The sequence below is a fragment of the Mesorhizobium escarrei genome, from assembly GCF_935825525.1.
Classification (GTDB): Bacteria; Pseudomonadota; Alphaproteobacteria; order Rhizobiales; family Rhizobiaceae; genus Mesorhizobium; species Mesorhizobium escarrei.
Window position 1 is genome coordinate 97,103 of sequence record NZ_CAKXZT010000124.1, and the last position, 21,036, is coordinate 118,138.

Annotated in this window: 19 protein-coding genes; 7 read left to right on the forward strand and 12 right to left on the reverse strand. The window is 63.1% G+C overall.

Annotation, left to right across the window (positions count from 1 at the left end):
• Nucleotides 1–231: 231 nt before the first annotated feature.
• The 10 genes from NMG80_RS14815 to NMG80_RS14860 all read right to left on the reverse strand — a co-directional run bounded on the left by NMG80_RS14815 (nucleotide 232) and on the right by NMG80_RS14860 (nucleotide 11,580).
• On the reverse strand, nucleotides 232–861 hold the full coding sequence (locus NMG80_RS14815) for a sarcosine oxidase subunit gamma (protein WP_254018776.1): 630 nt from the start codon (nucleotides 859–861) through the stop codon (nucleotides 232–234).
• A complete protein-coding gene (locus tag NMG80_RS14820) occupies nucleotides 854–3,838 on the reverse strand; it encodes a sarcosine oxidase subunit alpha (protein ID WP_254018777.1) in 2,985 nt (994 codons plus the stop codon). The genes NMG80_RS14815 and NMG80_RS14820 overlap by 8 nt, the downstream gene beginning before the upstream one ends.
• Entirely contained in the window at nucleotides 3,838–4,113 is a 276-nt protein-coding gene (locus NMG80_RS14825; protein ID WP_254018778.1) for a sarcosine oxidase subunit delta, read from the reverse strand. Before NMG80_RS14825 ends, NMG80_RS14820 begins: the two co-directional genes overlap by 1 nt.
• 15 nt (nucleotides 4,114–4,128) lie before the next feature.
• Nucleotides 4,129–5,382, reverse strand: coding sequence for a sarcosine oxidase subunit beta family protein (locus NMG80_RS14830; RefSeq protein WP_254018779.1), 1,254 nt, complete (start codon nucleotides 5,380–5,382; stop codon nucleotides 4,129–4,131).
• Between the two features lie 92 nt (nucleotides 5,383–5,474).
• Nucleotides 5,475–6,782 (reverse strand): type III glutamate--ammonia ligase, encoded by a 1,308-nt coding sequence (gene glnT, locus NMG80_RS14835; protein ID WP_254018780.1) that lies wholly within the window; start codon nucleotides 6,780–6,782, stop codon nucleotides 5,475–5,477.
• Between the two features lie 47 nt (nucleotides 6,783–6,829).
• Nucleotides 6,830–8,158: an FMN-binding glutamate synthase family protein gene (locus NMG80_RS14840; protein WP_254018781.1), complete on the reverse strand. Its 1,329-nt coding sequence runs from the start codon at nucleotides 8,156–8,158 to the stop codon at nucleotides 6,830–6,832.
• Between the two features lie 6 nt (nucleotides 8,159–8,164).
• Nucleotides 8,165–8,911 carry a GXGXG domain-containing protein gene (locus NMG80_RS14845; protein ID WP_254018782.1) on the reverse strand — a complete coding sequence of 249 codons (747 nt, stop codon included), beginning with the start codon at nucleotides 8,909–8,911 and terminating at the stop codon, nucleotides 8,165–8,167.
• Between the two features lie 4 nt (nucleotides 8,912–8,915).
• Nucleotides 8,916–9,812, reverse strand: coding sequence for a class II glutamine amidotransferase (locus tag NMG80_RS14850; protein WP_254018783.1), 897 nt, complete (start codon nucleotides 9,810–9,812; stop codon nucleotides 8,916–8,918).
• Nucleotides 9,813–9,941: 129 nt separating this feature from the next.
• Nucleotides 9,942–10,160, reverse strand: a complete 219-nt coding sequence (locus tag NMG80_RS14855; protein WP_254018784.1) for a hypothetical protein — start codon at nucleotides 10,158–10,160, stop codon at nucleotides 9,942–9,944.
• Nucleotides 10,161–10,182: 22 nt separating this feature from the next.
• The gene (locus NMG80_RS14860; RefSeq protein WP_254018785.1) at nucleotides 10,183–11,580 is read right to left on the reverse strand and encodes an ammonium transporter; all 1,398 of its coding nucleotides are present in this window, start codon (nucleotides 11,578–11,580) and stop codon (nucleotides 10,183–10,185) included.
• A gap of 166 nt (nucleotides 11,581–11,746) precedes the next feature.
• On the opposite strand from NMG80_RS14860, the gene NMG80_RS14865 reads away from it, so the two are divergent.
• The 6 genes from NMG80_RS14865 (at nucleotide 11,747) to NMG80_RS14890 (ending at nucleotide 17,450) form a co-directional block, all read left to right on the forward strand.
• Nucleotides 11,747–12,880: an aminomethyl transferase family protein gene (locus NMG80_RS14865; protein WP_254018786.1), complete on the forward strand. Its 1,134-nt coding sequence runs from the start codon at nucleotides 11,747–11,749 to the stop codon at nucleotides 12,878–12,880.
• A gap of 14 nt (nucleotides 12,881–12,894) precedes the next feature.
• Complete coding sequence (locus tag NMG80_RS14870; RefSeq protein WP_254018787.1) at nucleotides 12,895–13,491, forward strand: dimethylamine monooxygenase subunit DmmA family protein; 597 nt, start codon at nucleotides 12,895–12,897, stop codon at nucleotides 13,489–13,491.
• Nucleotides 13,488–14,453 carry a PDR/VanB family oxidoreductase gene (locus tag NMG80_RS14875; RefSeq protein ID WP_254018788.1) on the forward strand — a complete coding sequence of 322 codons (966 nt, stop codon included), beginning with the start codon at nucleotides 13,488–13,490 and terminating at the stop codon, nucleotides 14,451–14,453. The genes NMG80_RS14870 and NMG80_RS14875 overlap by 4 nt, the downstream gene beginning before the upstream one ends.
• Before the next feature lie 9 nt (nucleotides 14,454–14,462).
• Nucleotides 14,463–15,503 carry a heme-dependent oxidative N-demethylase family protein gene (locus tag NMG80_RS14880; RefSeq protein WP_254018789.1) on the forward strand — a complete coding sequence of 347 codons (1,041 nt, stop codon included), beginning with the start codon at nucleotides 14,463–14,465 and terminating at the stop codon, nucleotides 15,501–15,503.
• A gap of 132 nt (nucleotides 15,504–15,635) precedes the next feature.
• A complete protein-coding gene (locus NMG80_RS14885) occupies nucleotides 15,636–16,382 on the forward strand; it encodes an SDR family oxidoreductase (RefSeq protein WP_254018790.1) in 747 nt (248 codons plus the stop codon).
• Between the two features lie 42 nt (nucleotides 16,383–16,424).
• Nucleotides 16,425–17,450, forward strand: a complete 1,026-nt coding sequence (locus NMG80_RS14890) for an RNA polymerase subunit sigma-70 (protein ID WP_254018791.1) — start codon at nucleotides 16,425–16,427, stop codon at nucleotides 17,448–17,450.
• Between the two features lie 195 nt (nucleotides 17,451–17,645).
• On the opposite strand, the gene NMG80_RS14895 is transcribed toward NMG80_RS14890, so the two are convergent.
• Nucleotides 17,646–18,356 (reverse strand): helix-turn-helix domain-containing protein, encoded by a 711-nt coding sequence (locus NMG80_RS14895; RefSeq protein ID WP_254018792.1) that lies wholly within the window; start codon nucleotides 18,354–18,356, stop codon nucleotides 17,646–17,648.
• 256 nt (nucleotides 18,357–18,612) lie between these two features.
• On the opposite strand from NMG80_RS14895, the gene NMG80_RS14900 reads away from it, so the two are divergent.
• Nucleotides 18,613–19,971 carry a trimethylamine monooxygenase gene (locus tag NMG80_RS14900; protein ID WP_254018793.1) on the forward strand — a complete coding sequence of 453 codons (1,359 nt, stop codon included), beginning with the start codon at nucleotides 18,613–18,615 and terminating at the stop codon, nucleotides 19,969–19,971.
• A gap of 35 nt (nucleotides 19,972–20,006) precedes the next feature.
• On the opposite strand, the gene NMG80_RS14905 is transcribed toward NMG80_RS14900, so the two are convergent.
• A complete protein-coding gene (locus NMG80_RS14905; RefSeq protein ID WP_254018794.1) occupies nucleotides 20,007–21,032 on the reverse strand; it encodes a serine hydrolase domain-containing protein in 1,026 nt (341 codons plus the stop codon).
• Nucleotides 21,033–21,036: the final 4 nt, after the last annotated feature.

Consider the following 21,036-nt stretch of genomic DNA (forward strand, 5'->3'; position numbering starts at 1 on the left):
CAAGCCGGAGCGACTAGGCGCGGCTTGCCCTTCTCCCCTTCTTGTGGGAGAAGGTGGCCGAGCGCAGCTCGGTCGGATGAGGGGTGCTGGACGGATCGCAACGGCCAGGACGTAAGCGCCTAGAATCATTTGACTCTTTGACGCCGAGTTTCTTCCAGCACCCCTCAACCGTCTTAGCGCTGCGCGCCAATCCACCTTCTCCCACAAGGGGAGAAGGAGAGGGCGCGAAGACTACCCCAATTCCTCCGAGAGCCTGATGTCGACGCCATACTCGGCCGCCGCGTCGAGCATCGTGTGCCACAGGCTTTCGGCGAAGGTTGCAAACACCAGAAGATTGAACACCGCCTGTCCATCCCCACGGTCATTGCCGCGCCAGAGATTGACGCTGGTATGGTCGATCGATGTCGCGGCAGCGGCGTCGATCGGAAACGCCATCGGGTGCAGGTCGATCGACGACAATTTCGCCAGCATGGCGCGCGCCTTCGTTCCCGAGACGCTGATCAGGGCGCGCGCATGCGACTGGTCCGACAGCGAGGCGGACTGCGAGAACGCTTGGCTCAAAATGTCCATCGTCTGCTTGCCGCCCTTGGACAGGACGAGGAACTGGTCCGGTCCCGACCAGATGAGCGTCGCGTCCGAAGCGCTGACCGCCTTCGGCAGATCCGGAGCCGCCATGCCGAAACGGGCCTTGGTGGCGTTTGCCAGTTCCGCCGCTTTGCCGCGCCGTGCCATCACCTGGATCAGGTCGAAATTGCGAATCTCGGTGAGCGAAATGCCCGGTTCTATGTCGCGCGCGCCATGGGCGCCCACGACAAGTGCGTGCTCCAGCGGACTGCGAGAAAGCCACGAAAACTCAGCCACGCTGGCGCCCTCCATCCGGATCGTAGAAGACGGGATTGCACAGCTCGACGTCATAGTCTTCACCACGCAACGGATCGTGCGCATGGACGATCTCGCCGATCCGCTCGCGGCCGCGCTCGACAAGCGCCAGCCCGATCCACTGGTCGAGCGTCGGCGAGAAGCAGACCGAGGTGACATAGCCCTGGTCGTTGGCGGTACCCGGTATCTCGCCCTTCGGAATGATATGCGCGCCGGAGCGCAGGCGGCGCGCTCTGTCCGTCGGCTTGACGCCGACCACGACCTGCCGGTCGGGGGCGACGAGGGCCTCGCGTCCGGCCATCACGCGGCCGACGAAGTCCTTCTTGGTCGACATCATCTTGCCCAAGCCGAGATCGGCCGCTGTCGTCGTGCCGTTCAGCTCCGGTCCGGCGACATGGCCCTTTTCGATCCGCATGACGCCGAGCGCCTCGGTGCCGTAGGGGGTCACGCCGAATTGTTTGCCGGCTAGCATCAGGTTGCGCACCAGCGCGTCGCCGTAGCGGGCCGGAACGGAGATCTCGAACGCCATCTCGCCGGAGAACGAGATGCGGAACAGCCGCGCCCTGATGCCGCCGCGGAGTAGCACCTCCCGCGCCCCCATGAACGGAAAGCCCTCGTTCGACAAATCCTCGGCCGGATCGACGATTTCCCGGAGCAGGTCCCGGGTCTTCGGCCCAGCGACCGAGAATTGCGCCCACTGGTCGGAGACGGAGGTCAGCTGCACGTCGAGTTCAGGAAACAGCACCTGCCGGCAGAATTCGAGATGCTGCATCACTGGCCCGGCCTTGGCGGTGGTGGTGGTCAGGAAATAGTGATCCTCGGCCAGCCGCGACGTGGTGCCGTCGTCATAGACCATGCCGTCCTCGCGCAGCATCAGCCCGTAGCGGGCTTTTCCCACAGCAAGATTGGCGAAGGTGTTGATGTAGACGCGGTCGAGGAAGGCGCCGGCATCCGGTCCGTGCACGTCGATCTTGCCGAGCGTCGAGACGTCGCAAAAGCCCACGCCGCCGCGCACCGCCTTGACCTCGCGGTTGACCGATTCCAGCCAGTCCTTCTCGCCGGCGCGCGGATACCATTGCGCGCGCTTCCACAGGCCGGTGTCGACGAACACCGCGCCCTGTTCGGCCGCCCAGTGATGCGACGGCGTCAGCCTTGTCGCATGGAAGTTCTCGTCGCGATGATGGCCGGCGAGGGCGCCGATGGCGACTGGCACATAGGGCGGGCGATAGATCGTTGTGCCGGTCTCGGGGATGGATTTGCCTGATACCGCCGCCATGATGGCGAGGCCGGCGACGTTCGAGGTCTTGCCCTGGTCGGTGGCCATGCCGAGCGTCGTGTAGCGTTTCAGATGCTCGACCGATTCAAAGCCTTCGCGCTGCGCCAGTTCGATGTCCGACGCGGTGACGTCATGCTGGTAGTCGACAAAGGCTTTCCCTTTGCCGGCGACCTGCCAGAGCGGGGTCAGCGAAAAAGCCTCGTCGTCGGCGACTGGCGGCGTGCCGGTATTGCCGTTGTGTCCGGCGCTCTGTGCCGCTGCCGCACCGGCGGCGAATCCCTGTCGCAAGCAGGCGCCGAGGCCGAAGGCGCCGCTGGCGGCACCGGCGGCCACCATACCCGGAGGGGCGCTGTCCGGCACGAATGCCGATATATCGTCCTGCCATTTCGGCCGGCCGCGATGATAGGACGTCAGCCCGACCGCCGGGTTCCAGCCGCCGGAAACGGCAAGCCCGTCGGCTTCGACCTCAGCGCGTGCGCCGCCGGCGAGCGCCACCGAGATTTTCCGAACGCCGTCCTTGCCGCCGTCCACCCCGCTGACGGAACCGTTCAGCACGGGAAAGCCGGTTTTGCCGGCAAGCGCGCGGTGCGCGGCAGACACGTCCGGGCGCGCATCGACGACCGCCGCGATCTGCAATCCGGCGCCAAGTGCGGTTTCGACCGTGCGCCAGCCATCCTCATTGTTGGTGAACAGCGCGATCCTCTTCGCCGGGGTCGCCGCATAGCGCGCGACATAGGTCCGCACCGCCGAAGCCATCATCACGCCGGGCGTATCGTTGCCGGCAAAGACGATCGGCCGTTCGATGGCGCCGGCGGCGACGACACAGCGCTTTGCCACGACCCTCCACAGCCGCTGGCGCACCTGATGTTCGGGCGGGGAGGGCAGGTGGTCGTTGACCCGTTCGAACGCGCCATAGGTGCCGCCGTCATAGACGCCGAACAGCGTCGTGCGGGTCATGATGCGGACGTCGGGCAGCGTGGCGAGTTCGGCTAGGGTGCGGGAAACCCATTCGGCCGCCGGCATCCCGTCGATCATGCCGCCGTCGGCAAGCAGGCGGCCGCCAAGCGCAAAATCTTCCTCGCACAGGATGACGCGGGCACCAGATCGGCCGGCGGCAAGTGCTGCGGCCAGCCCGGCCGGGCCGGAGCCGGCGATCAGCACGTCGCAATACGCCCAGGCCTTGTCGTAATGGTCGGGATCGGCGACGCCAGCTGCGCGTCCAAGCCCTGCGGCGCGGCGGATCGCCGGCTCGTAGATCGCTTCCCAGAATTTCGCCGGCCACATGAAGGTCTTGTAGTAGAAGCCGGCGACGAAGATCGGCGAGAACAGTTGGTTCACCGCCATCAGATCGTGGCGCAGCGACGGCCAGCGGTTCTGGCTGGCGGCTTCCAGCCCGTCATAAAGTTCTGTCGTGGTCGCCTTGGTGTTCGGCTCGCGCCGCGCGCCCGTCCGCAGTTCGACCAGTGCGTTGGGCTCTTCCGAGCCTGATGTCAGGATGCCGCGCGGCCGGTGGTATTTGAACGAGCGGCCGACCAGCTTGACGCTGTTGGCGATCAGCGCCGAGGCAAGCGTGTCGCCCTGGAAGCCGGCAAAGGTTTTGCCGTCGAAGCGAAAATTCAGCGGCGCCGAGCGGTCGATGAGACCGCCGCTCTCCAGCCGGTGCGACTGCGCGTGACTGACCATCAGGCGCCAACCTTAGCGGCACCGACGCCCGCCGCCGGTTCGACCGAGGAAATCTCGTGTGTCAGCGTGTTGCGGGTGATCTTCAGCCAGGCCCGGCAGCCGCCAGCATGGTACCAGTGTTCGCTGGTCTCGCCGGCGACATTGTCGCGCAGATAGACATAGTCGAACACCTCGTCTTCAGAGGCATTGGCTGCCGGACGCACCGGCTTGGCGTCGCCGAGATAGGTGAACTCGCCGAGTTCGCGTTCGCCGCAGAAGGGACAGACAATACGCATGCTTTTGGACCGTTCTCAGTGCAGGTTCGGTTGGGCGCCGACGCCCTTTTCATCGATCATCGCACCCCGCCGGAACCGATCGAGGCGGAAGCGCGCCGCCTCTTTGTGCAGTTCGTCGCGGGCAAGGAGATGGGCAAACACGAGGCCGGAGCCGGGCGTCGCCTTGAAGCCGCCATAGCACCAGCCGGCATTGAGATAGAGCCCGTCCACCGGCGTCTTGTCGATGATCGGCGAGCCGTCCATCGACATGTCCATGATGCCGCCCCACTGGCGCAACAGGCGCACGCGGCCGATCATCGGCAGCAGCGCCATGCCGCCCTCGCAGACGTCTTCCATCACAGGCATGTTGCCGCGCTGGGCATAGGAATTGTAGCCGTCTATATCGCCGCCGAAGACCAGCCCGCCCTTGTCGGACTGGCTGACATAGAAATGGCCGGCGCCGAAGGTCATGACATTGGGGATCAGCGGCTTGATCGCCTCGGAAACAAAGGCCTGCAGCACGTGGCTTTCAATCGGCAGCCGCAGGCCAGCCATCGCCGCGACACGCGACGAACTGCCGGCGACGGCCATGCCGACCTTGCCGGCGCCGATCTTGCCGCGCGATGTTTCGACCCCGGTCACCTTGCCGTTGGCATCGCGCACGAAGCCCGACACCTCGCAATTCTGGATGATGTCGACGCCAATCGCGCTCGCCGCATGGGCATAGCCCCAGACCACCGCGTCGTGGCGCGCCGTTCCGCCGCGCCGCTGCAGCAGGCCGCCCTGCACGGGAAAGCGGGCATTATCGAAGTTCAGGAACGGCATCATCTTCTTGACCGCCGCCAGGTCGAGCAGTTCGGCGTCGATGCCGTTGATGCGCATGGTGTTGCCGCGCCGCGCATAGGCGTCGCGCTGCGCATCGGAATGGTAGAGGTTGATGACGCCGCGCTGGCTGACCATCGTATTGTAGTTGAGATCCTGCTCCATCCGCTCCCACAGCTTCATCGACAGCTCGTAGAAGCCGGTGTTGCCGGGCAGCCCGTAATTGGATCGGATGATGGTGGTGTTGCGGCCGGCATTGCCGGAGCCGATCCAGCCTTTTTCCAGCACGGCGACGTTCCTGATGCCGTATTCGCTGGCCAGGAACCAAGCCGTCGCCAGGCCGTGGCCGCCGCCGCCGATGATCACCACGTCGTAGTGATCCTTCGGGCTGGCGTCGCGCCAGGTGCGCTGCCAGGTCTTGTGGCCGGAAAACGCGGCGCGGGCGAGGGAGAAGATCGAGTACTTCATAAATCTATTCCGAGCTCGCTCGCGCCACGCAGGACCTTTCTTGACGCATCGGATTTGTCCGAAAGCCAGTTCACACTTTTCGGTTCGATGCTCTAGATATCCAGCGTGTGGTCACGCTCCCACTGGGTGAAGTGGGAAGCATAGGAATTCCATTCCTGGTGCTTGAGCTTTAGATAAGCCGACGAGAATTCCTCACCCAGCGCCGCCTTGAGCGATTTGTCATTGTCGAATTCGCGCAGCGCATCGAGCAGATTGAGCGGCAGCTTCGGCGCACCCTCTACCGTATGGCCGAACTGGTACATGTCGATGTCGTAGCGCTTGCCCGGATCGGCCTTCGAGCGGATGCCGTCGAGGCCGGCGGCGATGATGACGGCCTGCAGCAGATAAGGGTTTGCCGCGCCGTCGGGCAGGCGCAGCTCGAAACGGCCGGGGCCGGGCACGCGCACCATGTGGGTGCGGTTGTTGCCGGTCCAGGTCACCGAGTTCGGCGCCCAGGTAGCGCCCGAAACGGTGCGCGGCGCATTGATGCGCTTGTAGGAATTGACCGTCGGGTTGGTGATCGCGGCAAGTGCGGAGGCATGTTTCATGATGCCGCCGAGAAAATTCTTGCCCTTCGCCGACAGGCCGAGCTCCATGGCGTTGTCGGCAAAGACATTGGTCTTGCCGTCCTTGTCCCACACCGAGATGTGGGCATGGCAGCCATTGCCGGTCAGGCCGGGGAACGGTTTTGGCATGAAGGTGGCGCGCAGGCCGTGCTTTTCGGCAACGGACTTGACCATGAACTTGAAGAAGGAATGCTTATCGGCGGTCGCCAGCGCATCGTCGAAGGCCCAATTCATCTCGAACTGACCGTTGGCGTCCTCATGATCGTTCTGGTAGGGGCCCCAGCCGAGTGCCAGCATGTGATCGCAGATCTCGGCGATGACATCGTAGCGGCGCATCACCGCCTGCTGGTCGTAGCACGGCTTTGACGCCGTGTCGTATTCGTCGGAAATCGTCTTGCCGTCCGGCGAGATCAGGAAGAACTCGGCCTCGACGCCGGTCTTGACATGCATACCGTCGCCCGCCGCCTCGTCAATCACCCGCATCAGCGTGTTGCGCGGCGCTTGCTCGACCGATTTCTCGTCCATGATGCAATTGGCGGCAATCCAGGCGACTTCCGGTTTCCACGGCAGCTGGATGACCGAATCCGGATCCGGCACCGCCAGCATGTCTGGATGCGCCGGCGTCAGGTCGAGCCAGGTGGCAAAGCCGGCGAAGCCGGCACCGTCCTTCTGCATGTCGGCAATGGCTTGCGCCGGCACCAGCTTGGCGCGCTGCCCACCGAACAGGTCGGTGTAGGAAATCATGAAATATTTTACGCCGTTCTCTTTGGCAAAGGCGGCGAGATCGTTCCCCATTATAGTTCCTCGCTTATGGCATTCTTGGTGGTTTGATATCTTGTATCTTAGAAGCCGTTCTTCCCCGGTATCCAGTTGGTGCCGGCCAGCGGTACGCCCGCCATGGCGGCGGCTTCGATCGTCAGCGCGACGAGATCCTCGGGCTCGAGATTGTGCAGGCTGTTCTTGCCGCAGGCGCGCGCGATCGTCTGAGCCTCCAGTGTCATCACCTTAAGATAATTCGCCAACCGTCGGCCGGCCGCTATCGGATCGACCCGTTTCATTAGTTCGGGGTCCTGCGTGGTGATGCCGGCCGGATCGCGTCCCTCATGCCAGTCATCATAGGCGCCGGCGGTGGTGCCGAGCTCGTTGTAGTCCGCCTCCCAGCGCGGATCGTTGTCACCCAGCGCGACAAGTGCGGCGGTGCCGATCGACACCGCGTCGACGCCGAGCGCCAGCGCCTTGGCGACGTCGGCGCCGTTGCGGATGCCGCCGGAGACGATCAGCTGCACCTTGCGATGCATGCCGAGATCCTGCAGCGCCTGCACCGCCGGCCTGATGCAGGCAAGCGTCGGCTGGCCGACATTCTCGATGAACACTTCCTGGGTGGCGGCGGTGCCGCCCTGCATGCCGTCGATCACGACGACGTCGGCGCCTGACTTAACCGCAAGGGCTGTGTCGTAATAGGGCCGCGCGCCGCCGACCTTGACGTAGATCGGCTTTTCCCAGTCGGTGATTTCACGCAGTTCCAGGATCTTGATTTCCAGATCGTCGGGCCCGGTCCAGTCGGGATGGCGCGAGGCCGAGCGCTGGTCGATACCCTTCGGCAGCGTGCGCATTTCGGCGACGCGGTCGGAGATCTTCTGGCCAAGCAGCATGCCGCCGCCGCCGGGCTTGGCGCCCTGGCCGACGACGATCTCGATAGCATCCGCCCGGCGCAAGTCGCGCGGGTTCATGCCGTAGCGCGATGGCAGATACTGGTAGACCAGCGTCTTGGAATGGCCGCGCTCTTCCTCGGTCATGCCGCCGTCGCCGGTGGTCGTCGAGGTGCCCGACAGCGTCGCGCCGCGGCCGAGCGCTTCCTTGGCCGGGCCGGACAGCGATCCGAAACTCATGCCGGCGATGGTGATCGGGATTTTCAGCTCGATCGGCTTTTTTGCATAGCGCGAACCCAGCACCACACCGGTGTCGCAGCGCTCGCGATAGCCTTCGAGCGGATAGCGCGAGATCGAGGCGCCGAGCACCAGCAGGTCGTCGAAATGCGGCAGCTTGCGCTTGGCGCCGGCGCCGCGGATGTCATAGATGCCGGTCGCCGCGGCGCGGCGGATTTCGGAAAGCGTGTAGTCGTCGAAGGTCGCGGATTTGCGCGGCGTCGTCGGCGGGTTGCGGTAGGTCATTGAGCCTCAATACGCGTCGGCGTTGTCGATGTTGAAATTGTAGAGCGTGCGCGCCGAGCCGTAACGCTTGAACTCCGCCGCCTTGACGCCGGTCGCGCCGGCACGGTCGAGCAGGCCCTGCAGCAATTCCAGATGCTCGGGCCGCATCTCCTTAGCGATGCAGTCGGCGCCGAGGCTTTCGACCTTGCCGCGCACGAACAGCCGCGCCTCGTAGATGGAATCGCCGAGTGCGTCGCCGGCATCGCCCAGCACCACCAGATTGCCGGACTGCGCCATGAAGGCCGACATGTGGCCGATATTGCCATGGACGACGATGTCGATGCCCTTCATCGAAATGCCGCAGCGCGACGACGCATTGCCTTCGATGACCAGCAGCCCGCCCCTGCCGGTGGCGCCGGCATATTGGCTGGCATCGCCTTTGACCGTTATCGAGCCCGACATCATGTTTTCGCCGACGCCGGGTCCCGCCGAGCCATGCACGGTGATGGCGCTGCCGTCGTTCATGCCGCCGCAATAATAGCCGACGCTGCCGCGGACATCGATCGTGATCGGCTGGTCGACGCCGACGGCGACCGAATGGCTGCCTTTCGGATGAAGCACTTCCCAGGCGGTTTCGTTGGAACCGGGGGCCAAATCGTGTAGCGTCTGATTGAGCTCGCGCAACGGCATTTCGGCCAGGTCGAAAACCCTCGACGCCCGACTCTGCTCATGGTCTTGCTCGCGGGTCGCCTTGGAGACGTTGATTGCCGGCATGAGCTCAATGCTCCCAGAAATAGACGGTTGCGGGCTCGGGCTCCCAGACCCTCGCATTGTCGATGCCGGGCAGCTTGGTGAGCGCGCGATATTCCGAGCCGAAGGCGACATACTGGTCGGTCTCGGCCATGACGGCAGGCTTGCAGGCGATTGGATCGCGCACCACGCCGAAGCCGTTCTTGGTGCCGACGACAAAGGTGAAGAAGCCGTCGAGGTCGCTCAGCGTGCCTTCCAGCGCCTCGCCGAGATTCTTGCCATGCGCCATCTGCGAGGAGAGATAGGCTGCCGCGACTTCGGTGTCGTTCTCGGTCTCGAATTTCATGCCTTCGCGGATCAGCTCGCGGCGGACATTGTTGTGATTGGACAGCGAGCCGTTATGCACCAGGCACTGGTCGGCGCCGGTCGAGAACGGATGCGCGCCCATCGTCGTCACCGCCGATTCCGTCGCCATCCGGGTGTGGCCGATGCCGTGCGTGCCGGTCATGCTGCGCACGTCGAAGCGATCGACGACCGCTTCGGGCAAGCCGACCTCCTTGTAGATTTCGACGACGTCGCCGGCGCCCATGATGCGGATATCGGGGCGCAGCGCCTGGATGGTTTCGCGTACTTCATCGATCTTGTCGGGCGTCGTCCTGACGACCGCATGCGTCGATTTCACCGCGATGTTCACCGGCGTCCCAATCGCCCTGGCGAGTTCGGCGTCGAGGTTGCGGAAATCGTGCTCCGGCTTTCCCGATTGGATGGTGATCTTGGCCTCATTGCCGGATGGCGCTCCATAGATTGCGATGCCGGCGCTGTCGGGACCGCGATCGCTGAGCGAGATCAGCATCTCCGAAAGCATCGAGCCAAGCTGGGGCTCGAGCGACTTGTCTTTCAAAAACAGTCCGACGATTCCGCACATGTCAGGCTCCCGAGATGAGGTATGATTTAGGTGCTACCAGCTTCATGAGTCGAATTCAACTCGTATGAAAGTTTTTTTCATCTTGGACAAGTCGTCTGGCGCAAATGCGCCAGACGACCCGGCGGCGACTTAATGGCGGTCGATCGCCTTTCTGGTTTCCTCTCCAGTGCGATCCGCAGCCATATCGGCTTCGATTTCAGCACTCTCGTGGCGCGTCTGAAGGACGTGCCATCCGATCCAGAAGCCGAGGCCGATGATCACCATCACGACTTCGGAACCCTGAAACGGGTAGATCGCGCCGACGTCCTTGAGGTCGACGGCCCAGCTTTCCATTCCATTGGTAGACATTGCGGTGCTCCTTGCCCATTGACTATTTGATCATGGCCTTTTCGGCGGCTCCAACTTCGCGGACCGACGCCTCGAAAACATGGTTGAGGGCAAAATCGACGCCCTCGAGTTCGACCTTCTCTGGTACGCGCAGGAGGTTCATGCCGTTGAGGATCTTGCAGACGACAAAGGTAGGGGCGAACCCGAGCACGAACATCAGCACCGCACCAGCGAAATTGCCGAGCGGGTTGATGTGCGCGAAGCCCTCATAGGGCGAGGACGGCTGTCCCCACAGCATGAAGCCCGCCACCACGACACCGAGGAAGCCGCCGTAACCATGCACGGCAACAGCGCCGACCGCATCATCGATCTTGAAGCGGCGCTCGACGAAATAGTGCAGCTTGTAGCAGATGGTCGGGACGATCGCGCCGATCAGCAGTGCCTGGATCGGGTGATAGAGGTCGTTGCCGGCCGACGTTGAGATAACGCCGCAAAGCCCCATGGAGAATGTCCAGAACGGGTCGCCTTTGGAGACGATGTAGCCGGCCAGCATACCGCCCGACAGCGACATCAGGAAGTTGAAGGTGATCGCCGAGAGCGTGGTCGGCGCGAGATAGATGTTGGTCGCCGTCCAGGTCTCGCCGGTGATCTGGCCGGCAATTGTGGCCGGGCTGATCAGCGGAATGTTGCACGCGGCATAGAAGCCCCAGAAGCCGGTGAAGATCAGAAACAGGCCGATCGTGACAAGCCAGACATTGTGGGGTGGGATGTCGCGCGCCGTGCCGTCGGCCCTGAACTTGCCGATGCGCGGACCCAGCACGATAAGAAAGGCGAGCGCCGCTCCGCCCGCGATTGCGTGCACGACGCCCGATGCATAGGCATCATGATAGCCCCAGAGCTTCACCATCCAGCCTTGCGGATGCCAGCCCCAGGACGCATCGAGGATCCACAGGACCGAACCGACCAGCACCGCGATGATCCAGAACGCACCCGAGCGCACGCGTTCTATGATCGAACCCGAGATGATCGACGCCGTCGTGATGGAGAACAGCAGGAAGGCGCCCCAGAACACGCCGTTAAGGCGGTGCCACAGCGCGGCATCGGTAGGGGTGACCCCCGTCTCGCCTGGATTGACGCCGGAGAGGTGGGTGCCCATCAGCGGATTCCATGGTTCGGCAAATGGTGCGGTGACAAGTCCGCCGGTGATGCCCGGCCCATTGGGGAAGCCGAAATAGATCCACCAGCCGAAAAAATAGAACGTGATCGTGACGAGCGGGATCGCCATCGCGTTCTTCATAAGCGTTTTCAGATGATTGCGCCGGCGCGACACGCCGACCTCGTACATGCAGAACCCGACATGGATCAGGAACATCATGACGATCGTCACCCAGTAATAGAATTCCGTGAAAATAGTCGTTAGAGCGTTGAGATTCCCTTCCATTTCATGTCCCCTCCGTTTAGTTGCGTTCCTTGCCTATGAGTAAAACTTTTTGCATCTTAGTATTGCGCGCTTTTGGAGTTTTGAGTCAATATGGCGCGGACCGTCACTGGGCTTCAGTGCCCTTTAGCGGCGAAACGCCAGCAATCGTGTGAGGAGAAGCAAGTCCATGACCGCATCCTGGAGATTTTCGACCTTGGCGGATCGCCATCGTGCGCTCGGTTCGAAGCTCGAAGACTGGAGCGGGATGGGCACCGCCTGGACCTACGACAAGGACGCTGACGAGGAGTATGTCGCCATCCGCACCAAAGCCGGGCTGATGGATGTGTCGGGCCTGAAGAAGGTCCACATCACCGGGCCGCATGCCTCGCATCTGATCGACCTCGCGACGACGCGCGATGTGGAAAAGATCTATCCCGGCAAATCGGCCTATGCCTGCATGCTGAACGAGGCCGGCAAGTTCACCGACGACTGCATCCTCTACCGCACCGGCCCGAATGCCTGGATGGTCGTGCACGGTTCTGGCACCGGCCACGAGGAGTTGCAGCGGGCGGCCATGGGCCGCGATGTCTCGCTGCGTTTTGATGACAATCTGCACGACCTCTCGCTGCAGGGGCCGACATCAGTCGATTATCTGGCAAAGCATGTGCCGGGCATTCGCGACCTCAACTATTTCCACCACATGCAGACCCGGCTGTTCGGTTTTCCGGTGATGATCTCGCGCACCGGCTACACCGGCGAACGCGGCTACGAGATCTTCTGCCGTGGCCAGGATGCCGGCACGATCTGGGACACCATTCTCGACGAGGGCAAGAGCGCCGGCATCATCCCGTGCCGGTTCACCACGCTCGACATGCTGCGTGTCGAGAGCTACCTCTTGTTCTACCCCTACGACAATTCGCAGAAATATCCGTTCGAGAACGAAGGCCCCGGCGATACGCTGTGGGAGCTCGGCCTCGACTTCACCGTCAGCCCCGGCAAGACAGGCTTTCGCGGCGCAGAGGAGCACTACCACCTCAAGGGCAAGGAACGCTTCAAGATCTTCGGCGTGCTGCTCGAAGGCAAGGAGCCGGCCGACGAGGGCGCGCCGGTCTATCGCGACGGCAAAAAGGTCGGCGTGGTGACCTGCGCCATGTATTCGCCTCTGGTCCAGAAATCGATGGGCATTGCCCGGCTCGATGTCGACTGCGCCGTCCAGGGCACCAGGCTCGAGGTCCGCAACAAGCGCGGCGCCATCAGCGCGACGGCTGAGCCGCTTCCATTCGATGATCCGAAGAAGACCAAGCGTACGGCGAAAGGCTGAGGCATACTGAGAGAATGGCAGCGAAAAGCATCATCAGCCGGCCGGTCTACGGAACCCTGTCCCCGCAGCCCGGCAAGCACCATCTTTTTGTGACGGATGCAGAAGGAGCGCTGGCCATAACAGACCTGGCCGCCAAGGCGCCCTATGGTTTCTTTGCCGATGCCCACATCATCTTCATCCCCGGCCAGGATGGCAGACATGTCGCCGCGCTCGAAGCGCTGAAGCCGGCGCAGTTCTATCAGGGGCCTTCCTTCGCCAGTGCCTTGCCGCGGCTGAAACAGACCTTGGCCAACGCGCATATGGGCCTGCGCCTCTATCTCGCCGGCACCGAAGGGCTGATCGGCCAGGCCATGCAGGCGGCGCTCGAAGCCGGCATCGACCACACCGCGATCCAGACCGAGCACCGCGGCTCGCTGGCGCGCCGCATCCAATGCGTGCATTGCAAGGGCATCACCGAAAACGTGACGACGCAGCCTGCAACCTGTTCGCATTGTGGCCTGCTTCTTCTGGTACGCGATCACTATTCCAGGCGCCTCGCAGCATTCCAGGGCGTCTGCATCAATGCGGAAGACCGCAGCGAAATTCCTCCGACGGAGGAGATCTTTCGATGAGCACCGGCACCACCAAGCTCGACGTCGTGGTGAGCGATGTCGTCCCGGTCAACGAACTGGTGACGCGCTTTCATTTCCGCCGGCGCGACGGGCAGCTTTTGCCGACATTTTCCGGCGGCGCCCATGTCGTCGTCGAGATGCGCGACGGCGAGCGGACCAGGCTCAATCCCTATTCGCTGATGGGCTCGCCGCTCGACACGCGCGAATACACCATCTCGGTGCGCCGCGACGATGCCGGCCGCGGTGGCTCGCTGTTCATGCACAGGCATGTCAGGCCCGGCATGGAGATGGTGATCAGCTACCCCGTCAATCTGTTCTCGCTCGACCTGCGCGCCAGCAAGCATTTGATGCTGGCCGGCGGCATCGGCATCACGCCGTTCATGGCGCAGACCGCGCAGCTGGCGGCCGATGGCGGCAATTTCGAGCTGCATTACACCTGCCGCACCGCCTCGCTCGGCACCTATGCCGATGTGCTGAGAGAGCGCTACGACCGCCGGGTCAGGCTCTATCACGACGATCGCGACGAGCGCATCGAGCTCGACCGGCTGCTGTCGTCGCAGCCGCTCGGCACGCATCTCTACGTCTGCGGCCCGTCGGGCATGATCGGCTGGGTGTGCGATCGTGCCGCTGCGCTGGGCTGGCCGGCGGAAACCGTGCATTTCGAGCATTTCGCCGCACCGCAGCCCGGCGCGCCGTTCGACGTGATGCTAGCGGTCAGCGGCAAGACGATCCGCGTCGGCGAGCAGCAGAGCCTGCTCGAAGCCATCGAGGCCGCCGGCGTCGATCCACCCTATCTCTGCCGCGGCGGCGTCTGCGGCCAGTGCGAAACCAATGTCATCGCGCATGACGGCAAATTCATCCACAACGACCACTGGCTGAGCGAGGAAGAGCACCGATCCTGCAAGAAGATCATGCCCTGCGTCTCGCGCTTCGAGGGCAGGTCGCTGGTGCTGGAAAGATAGGAGGCGAGCTTGGGAATCACCTTTCGCAAGGAGACGTTCCGCGACGACTTCACCTTCAAAAACAGCCCGGAGCACATCAGGCGGTTTCCGTTCCCGTTCCACGAAGACAGCTACATGTATGCGGTCAATATCGAGCCGCATGTTCTGGGGCCGAAGGGCAGCGTGCTCGAAAACCTGATCGACGTCGACGAGCATTATGTCGCCGAGATGCAGGACCGCGCGCTGGTGCTGGCGGAAGACCCGCTGCGCTGCCAATCGCTGCCGCATATGACGCTAGCCGGCTGGGACCTGCTCGAACTTCTGATGGAGCAGCAGGCGCTGGGCTATCCCGAGCATTTCTCGCTGACGCGCGACGGCGACAGATGGCGCTGGATCAATCGGCCGCTCGGCATCGACGACAGCTTCACCTTCGGCGACGTGTCGACGCTGCCCTATGGGCCGATGGAATACATCACGCGCCAATCACAAGGCGATTTCTGCATCCTCGACCAGCGTGACGGCAATCTGTGGATGGATGCCGGCATGGTCACCACCCAGGCCGACTGGTCGCTCGATTTCGACATCGGCATGAACTTCTTCGAGTGGCACGCGCCGGTGCCGCTGGCGCACGAGAAGGGCATATTCGTCCGGGCGCTGAAATTCCTCACCAACATCCAGCAAGGCAAGCCGGCGCGGCGGCTGAACTGGACGATGACGATCAATCCGCGCCTCGACACCAGCCCGGAAAATTATCACAAATGGGGTCCGGACCGGACAACGGTGACGCCCGAAAACGTTGGCGACAAGGTCCATCTGCGTGTCGAATTGCAGAGCTTCTGGCGGCTGCCTCGCTCGAACGGCATCGTCTTCCCGATCCGCTGTTATCTCATCAAGATGGACGAGCTGGTGACCCAGCCGAAATGGGCGCGGCGCCTGCACCGCGTCATCCGCGACCTTCCCGAAGAGCTCGCCAATTACAAAGGCCTGACACGCTACCGCGCGACGCTGGTCGAATGGCTGTCGAAGCTCGACGACGGCAGCCCGACATCGCCCGGCTTCGGGCCGGACTAAGGAGGCTTGCACCGGCGCTTCCGATCACCTGAGAAGATTTTTGACCCCGCACCGATGATTTCCGACCGCCTGCGCTGTCCTTGTCAATGGGCGTGGCTGGATGGTCCAGCTGCCGGGATAGCAAGGTGGTCCATGAGATTGTTACAAGGTCAGAATGTCGTCGTCGTTGGAGGCAGCCGTGGTGTCGGCCGCTCGATCGCAGAAGCCGCTCTCAGCAAGGGAGCGACGGTCCTCGCAGTCGCCCGCAGCGCACAGACCCTGGCGGAATTTGGCCGGGAGACTTCGAGCGTGAAGGCGTTCGCGGTCGATGCAACTGTGGACACCGCTCCCGATCAGGTCTTCGCCGCGCTGGAACCGGACGTCCTGGTGATATGCGCAGGCGCTCTTGCCCCCTCCGCGCCCCTGCATGAACAGAATTGGGAGGCGTTCTCCGCAAACTGGGAAACGGACGTCAAGGCGTCGTTTCTGTTTTGCAAGGCCGCGCTTCGGCGTCCGCTCAAACCGGGCGCCCGGATTGTTCTGATCTCCAGCGGCGCGGCCTTGACCGGGGGGCCACCGAATTCCGGCGGCTATGCCGGCGCAAAACGCATGCAGATGTTCCTGGCCGGTCATAGCCAGAAGGAATCGGATCGGCTCGGCCTCGACCTGCGCTTCATGGCGCTTGCGCCTATGCGCATCATGCCAGGGACCGGCGTGGGCGACGCCGGCATCGAGAGCATTTCGGCCTATATGGGCATCCGGCCCATGGAGTTCATCGCGGGAATCCCCGACATGCAAACGCCGGCCGACGTGGGACGTGCGGTGGTCGCACTCGCCACCCAAAAACCGCAAGGGTGTTCCTTCGCGGTGAGCGGGAGCGGGCTTGCGCCGGCGGGCTGAGGCGCGCGTAATGCAAACCGGACTCAAAATTGCCGGATCCGCATGACAGACGCCCAGGCATCTCTCAACCCGGTAGGTCAGCCGATCCTCGATCGGCTGGCCTTCGAGCAGTTCACGGCGGTCCATCGCCGGGAGCTCAAGCTCCATTGCTATCGCATGATGGGCTCGCTGCACGAGGCGGACGACCTTGTCCAGGACACGCTTCTGCGCGCCTGGCGTGCAAGATCGGAGTTCGATGGGCGGGGTTCGGTTCGCGGTTGGCTCTACACGATCGCGACCAACACTTGCCTCAACGCGCTCAAGGCCAGGTCGAGGGCGAATCGCATTCTCCAGCAGCCCGGACGGTCGGCTTCCCACGGGATGGCCACCGGCGGCCCTGCAGCCGAGGTCACCTGGTTGGAGCCTTACCCCGACGCAGAGCTGCCAAGCCTCGCTGATGGTGAGCCAAGTCCGGAAGCGCGCTACGAGACCCGCGAAGCCGTCCAACTCGCTTTCGTCGCCGCGATCCAGGATCTGCCGCCCAGGCAGCGCGCCGCTCTACTGCTTTCCGACGTCCTGGGCTGGTCGGCTGTCGAAACGGCGGGATTGCTGGGCGGATCGACGGTTTCGATCAACAGCGCATTGCAGCGGGCCCGCGGAACCCTTGCGGCGCGATATCCCCAAGGACGTCCCATCCATCGATCGAAGCCCAACCCCGAAGAAGGCCTGCTGCTCGAACGTTACATGCAGGCCTGGCAGGCCGCCAATCTCGACAGCCTGATCGAGCTCCTGCGGGAGGACGCCACCTATCGCATGCCGCCTTGGCGGGAATGGTATCGAGGACGCGGGGCGATCCGCGGTTTCCTCGAGACCATCTGGGGCAATTTTGCGGGCTTCCGCACCGTGGCCATCGGAGCCAATGCCCAGCCGGCGGTCGGGGTCTATTCCCGCAGCCACAATGACCCTGCGTGGCGAGCCCATTCGCTGCATGTGATCGAGCCCGCCGAGGGTGGTATCGCCGCTCTGACGATCTATGTGCCGCCGCTCGGCCCCAGTTTGTTTGCGGCCTTCGGCCTGCCGCCAGCCTAAGCAATTCCAGGAAAAGTGCCAACGGTTTAAAGCGCCTAGCGCTTTCCCTAGGGAATTGCGCATAAACAAAGAGATAGGGCGGTTCGGCGTTTCCGTGAAACGATGAACCGCTCTAGTCCGGACCTGTAACATTCCATCCGGCCGCTTCGCGGCCACGGGGCTCAATGAGGGGACTTCGCTTCCCTCCGAACCCGCTCATCCCGCGCTGCTCTGCCGATAGCAGATGATCGAGAGATAGCGCATCGGCAGGACTGTAAGCACCTCCGGCCCGTGCGGCGCATCGGCGTCGAAGAACAGGCTGTCGCCGGGCTTCATCGGATAGAGATTGCTGCCGTGCCGGTAAACGACCTCGCCTTCGAGCATGTAGAGGAACTCCATGCCTTCGTGCTGGAAGGTCGGAAACACATCGGAATCCTCGGTCAGCGTGATCAGATAGGGTTCGACGACGACGCCGCTGGTGTTGGAGCCGATATGGCCGAGCAGATTGTACTGGTGGCCGGCGCGCGTGCCGCGCCGCTCGACGTCGAGTCCTTCGCCGGCCTTGACGAAGACGGCGCTGCGCTCTTCCTCGAAGCGGCGGAAGAAGGCGGTGACCGGAACGCCGAGCGCCCGCGACAGCGCCTGCAAGGTGGTCAGCGACGGCGAGGTAATGCCGTTTTCGATCTTCGACAGCATGCCAAGCGAAATGTCGGTGGCAGCGGCAAGATCGGCAACAGTGATGCCGAGTTTCTTGCGAAACGCCCGCACCTCGCGGCCGATCGCGACCTCCAGGACCTTTTCGCGGGTGTCGCGAACGGCGTGCGGATCCTGGGTCAGCGGCGTCCGGATCGTTGCCACGCTTTTCGGCGATGGCTTGGCCTTGGCAGGGGCTGCCCCATTCCTGAAACTGGAAGCTTTCTTCGCCATGTCGCCACCCCGGGGTCTGCGAATCTATTTCACTCACGGTGAACATATTCGCTGCGGGTACATGAGCGCAACTGCCACAGCAAGCCACTTTGACGACCCGCGCGTTCTCCGGATTTTCCGCCATCGGCGGTTTTGCCGAAAATCCGATTGGTGAGCCGAGGTTTCGGCAGAAGGCCTGTTGACAGCATTGAAGGGGCAATTACTGTCCTGTCAGTGAAATTTGTTTCGTTAGGGAAATGAGACCGGGAGGCTCGCAATGAAAAGTCGTGTTGCCGTCATCGGAGCCGGACCGTCCGGCATGGCCCAGCTTCGAGCCTTCAAGTCGGCAGCCGACAAGGGCGCGGAGATTCCGGAAATCGTCTGCTTCGAAAAGCAGTCCGACTGGGGCGGCCTGTGGAACTACACCTGGCGCACCGGCCTCGATGAGCATGGCGACCCGGTTCACGGCTCGATGTACCGCTACCTCTGGTCAAACGGGCCGAAGGAATGCCTCGAATTCGCCGACTACACGTTCGAGGAGCACTTTGGTCGCCCGATCGGCTCCTATCCGCCGCGCGCCGTGCTGTGGGACTACATCAAGGGCCGCGTCGAAAAATCCGATGTGCGCAAATGGGTGCGCTTCAACAGCCCGGTGCGCATGGTGACCTTCTCCGACGCGACGAAAAAATTCACCGTCACCGCGCATGACCGCAGCAACGACGTCACCTATTCGGAAGAGTTCGACAACGTCGTCGTCGCCTCGGGGCATTTCTCCGTGCCCAACGTCCCCTATTTCGAGGGTTTTTCGACCTTCAACGGCCGCATCTTGCACAGTCACGATTTCCGCGACGCCATGGAATTCAAGGACAAGGACATCCTGATCATCGGCCGCTCCTATTCGGCCGAGGATATCGGCTCGCAATGCTACAAGTACGGCGCCAAATCGATCACCTCCAGCTACCGCTCGAAGCCGATGGGTTTCAAATGGCCTGACAACTGGCAGGAAGTGCCGCTGCTGCAGAAGGTCGTCGGCAAGACAGCGCATTTCAAGGACGGCAGCACCAGGGATGTCGACGCCATCATCCTGTGCACCGGCTACCTCCACTCGTTCCCGTTCCTCACCGAGGATCTGAAGCTCAAGACCGCCAACCGGATGTGGCCGGACGGGCTCTATGAGGGCGTCGTCTGGGAGAAGAACCCGCAGCTGTCCTACATCGGCATGCAGGACCAGTTCTACACCTTCAACATGTTCGACGCGCAGGCCTGGTTCGCCCGTGACGTCATCATGGGCCGCCTAAAACTGCCCTCGGCCGAGGCGATGGCCGAACACGGGGCGAAATGGCGGGCGCGTGAGGAAACGCTGGAGGACGCCGAGCAGATGATCTGGTTCCAGGGCGACTACACCAGGGAGTTGATGGAGCAGACCGACTATCCGGGCTTCGATGTCGAGGCTGTCAATCAGACCTTCATGGAGTGGGAACACCACAAGGTGGCGAACATCATGACGTTCCGCGACAATGCCTATCGCTCGCTGATGACCGGCACGATGGCGCCGCTGCACCACACGCCCTGGCTGCAGGCGATGGACGATTCGATGGAATCTTATCTCGAGGTGAAAGGCGTCGCGGCAGAGTAGCGGCTTCCTCGCCGCGCACTTTTGCGCGACATGCATCAGTTGCTGCGAGCCTCGCGCACGTCTTTCGTCGCTTCAATGATCCGTCCGAGCAGGGCATGGAGATCGTCGCGGTGGCCGCTGCGGCCGGCGGGGCCGTCTTCATCTGAAGTCATGACCACGGTCAATGCTCGCCCCGGCACAACATAGACCATCTGCCCGCCATAGCCCCATCCGTAGAACACCGCTTCGCCCGCGATCTGACGGATGAACCAACCATAGCCATAACCGTCACCGGTGAAACGCGAGGCGGTGCGTGGCTGCAAGGAGAGCTTGATCCAGTCGGCCGGCACGAGCTGCCGTCCGCCACGGCTCACTCCGCCGCTGCGGTAGAGCTCGCCAAAGGCAAGCAGCGAGCGCGGGCTCATGGCCATCTGGTTGCCGCCGAGATAGATGCCCTGTGGGTCGCGGTCCCAAGCGGTGATGGAAAAGCCCTGCTGCGGCCCCAGCCATTCGCGCGCCAGTTCCAGGGTCGAGCGGCCGGTCCGCCGCGTCAGGATCGCCGAAAGGAGATGCGTCGAGCCGGTGGAATAGAGCATGGTGCCGCCCGGTTCGTCGTCGAAGGGCATGGCGAGCGCTGCCCGCACCCAGTTGCCGCTTGCCACCCAGCGCCCGTAGTTTGGGCCGGAGGTCCGACCCAGCCCCGCCTGCATGGAAAGCAGATGACCGATCGTAACCTGCTGGAGCCGCGGATCGGCGTCGGCGGGCAGGTCGGCATGAAGAAGCGGAGCGATCTTCTGGTCAGTGCCTTGCAGCACGCCCTTGTCGATGGCGATGCCGACAAGCGCCGAGATGATCGACTTGGAGGCCGATTTTATGTTGGCAGGACGTGCCGGGGAGTGGCCGCGATAGCCACGCTCCGCCACCACCGCGCCGTCATGCGCGATGGCAACCGTGCGCAGCGGCGTCAGGCGCTCGGCCTCGTCAAGGAGCTTTCCAAGCCGCTGCTCCAGGCCATCCGCAGCGTGAGCAGCGACGGAAAGGATCAGGAGAAAGGCTAGAATCACGGTGGGTCGCTTCAGCATGAAG

What these genes read in the sequence shown, in the direction of transcription:
- NMG80_RS14890 (WP_254018791.1), top strand. Translation starts at nt 16,425, where the DNA reads ATGACAGACGCCCAGGCATCTCTCAACCCGGTAGGTCAGCCGATCCTC.
- NMG80_RS14885 (WP_254018790.1), top strand. Translation starts at nt 15,636, where the DNA reads ATGAGATTGTTACAAGGTCAGAATGTCGTCGTCGTTGGAGGCAGCCGT.
- NMG80_RS14900 (WP_254018793.1), top strand. Translation starts at nt 18,613, where the DNA reads ATGAAAAGTCGTGTTGCCGTCATCGGAGCCGGACCGTCCGGCATGGCC.
- NMG80_RS14840 (WP_254018781.1), bottom strand. Translation starts at nt 8,158, where the DNA reads ATGACCTACCGCAACCCGCCGACGACGCCGCGCAAATCCGCGACCTTC.
- glnT (WP_254018780.1), bottom strand. Translation starts at nt 6,782, where the DNA reads ATGGGGAACGATCTCGCCGCCTTTGCCAAAGAGAACGGCGTAAAATAT.
- NMG80_RS14820 (WP_254018777.1), bottom strand. Translation starts at nt 3,838, where the DNA reads ATGGTCAGTCACGCGCAGTCGCACCGGCTGGAGAGCGGCGGTCTCATC.
- NMG80_RS14825 (WP_254018778.1), bottom strand. Translation starts at nt 4,113, where the DNA reads ATGCGTATTGTCTGTCCCTTCTGCGGCGAACGCGAACTCGGCGAGTTC.
- NMG80_RS14865 (WP_254018786.1), top strand. Translation starts at nt 11,747, where the DNA reads ATGACCGCATCCTGGAGATTTTCGACCTTGGCGGATCGCCATCGTGCG.
- NMG80_RS14845 (WP_254018782.1), bottom strand. Translation starts at nt 8,911, where the DNA reads ATGCCGGCAATCAACGTCTCCAAGGCGACCCGCGAGCAAGACCATGAG.
- NMG80_RS14830 (WP_254018779.1), bottom strand. Translation starts at nt 5,382, where the DNA reads ATGAAGTACTCGATCTTCTCCCTCGCCCGCGCCGCGTTTTCCGGCCAC.
- NMG80_RS14855 (WP_254018784.1), bottom strand. Translation starts at nt 10,160, where the DNA reads ATGTCTACCAATGGAATGGAAAGCTGGGCCGTCGACCTCAAGGACGTC.
- NMG80_RS14860 (WP_254018785.1), bottom strand. Translation starts at nt 11,580, where the DNA reads ATGGAAGGGAATCTCAACGCTCTAACGACTATTTTCACGGAATTCTAT.
- NMG80_RS14895 (WP_254018792.1), bottom strand. Translation starts at nt 18,356, where the DNA reads ATGGCGAAGAAAGCTTCCAGTTTCAGGAATGGGGCAGCCCCTGCCAAG.
- NMG80_RS14905 (WP_254018794.1), bottom strand. Translation starts at nt 21,032, where the DNA reads ATGCTGAAGCGACCCACCGTGATTCTAGCCTTTCTCCTGATCCTTTCC.
- NMG80_RS14870 (WP_254018787.1), top strand. Translation starts at nt 12,895, where the DNA reads ATGGCAGCGAAAAGCATCATCAGCCGGCCGGTCTACGGAACCCTGTCC.
- NMG80_RS14850 (WP_254018783.1), bottom strand. Translation starts at nt 9,812, where the DNA reads ATGTGCGGAATCGTCGGACTGTTTTTGAAAGACAAGTCGCTCGAGCCC.
- NMG80_RS14875 (WP_254018788.1), top strand. Translation starts at nt 13,488, where the DNA reads ATGAGCACCGGCACCACCAAGCTCGACGTCGTGGTGAGCGATGTCGTC.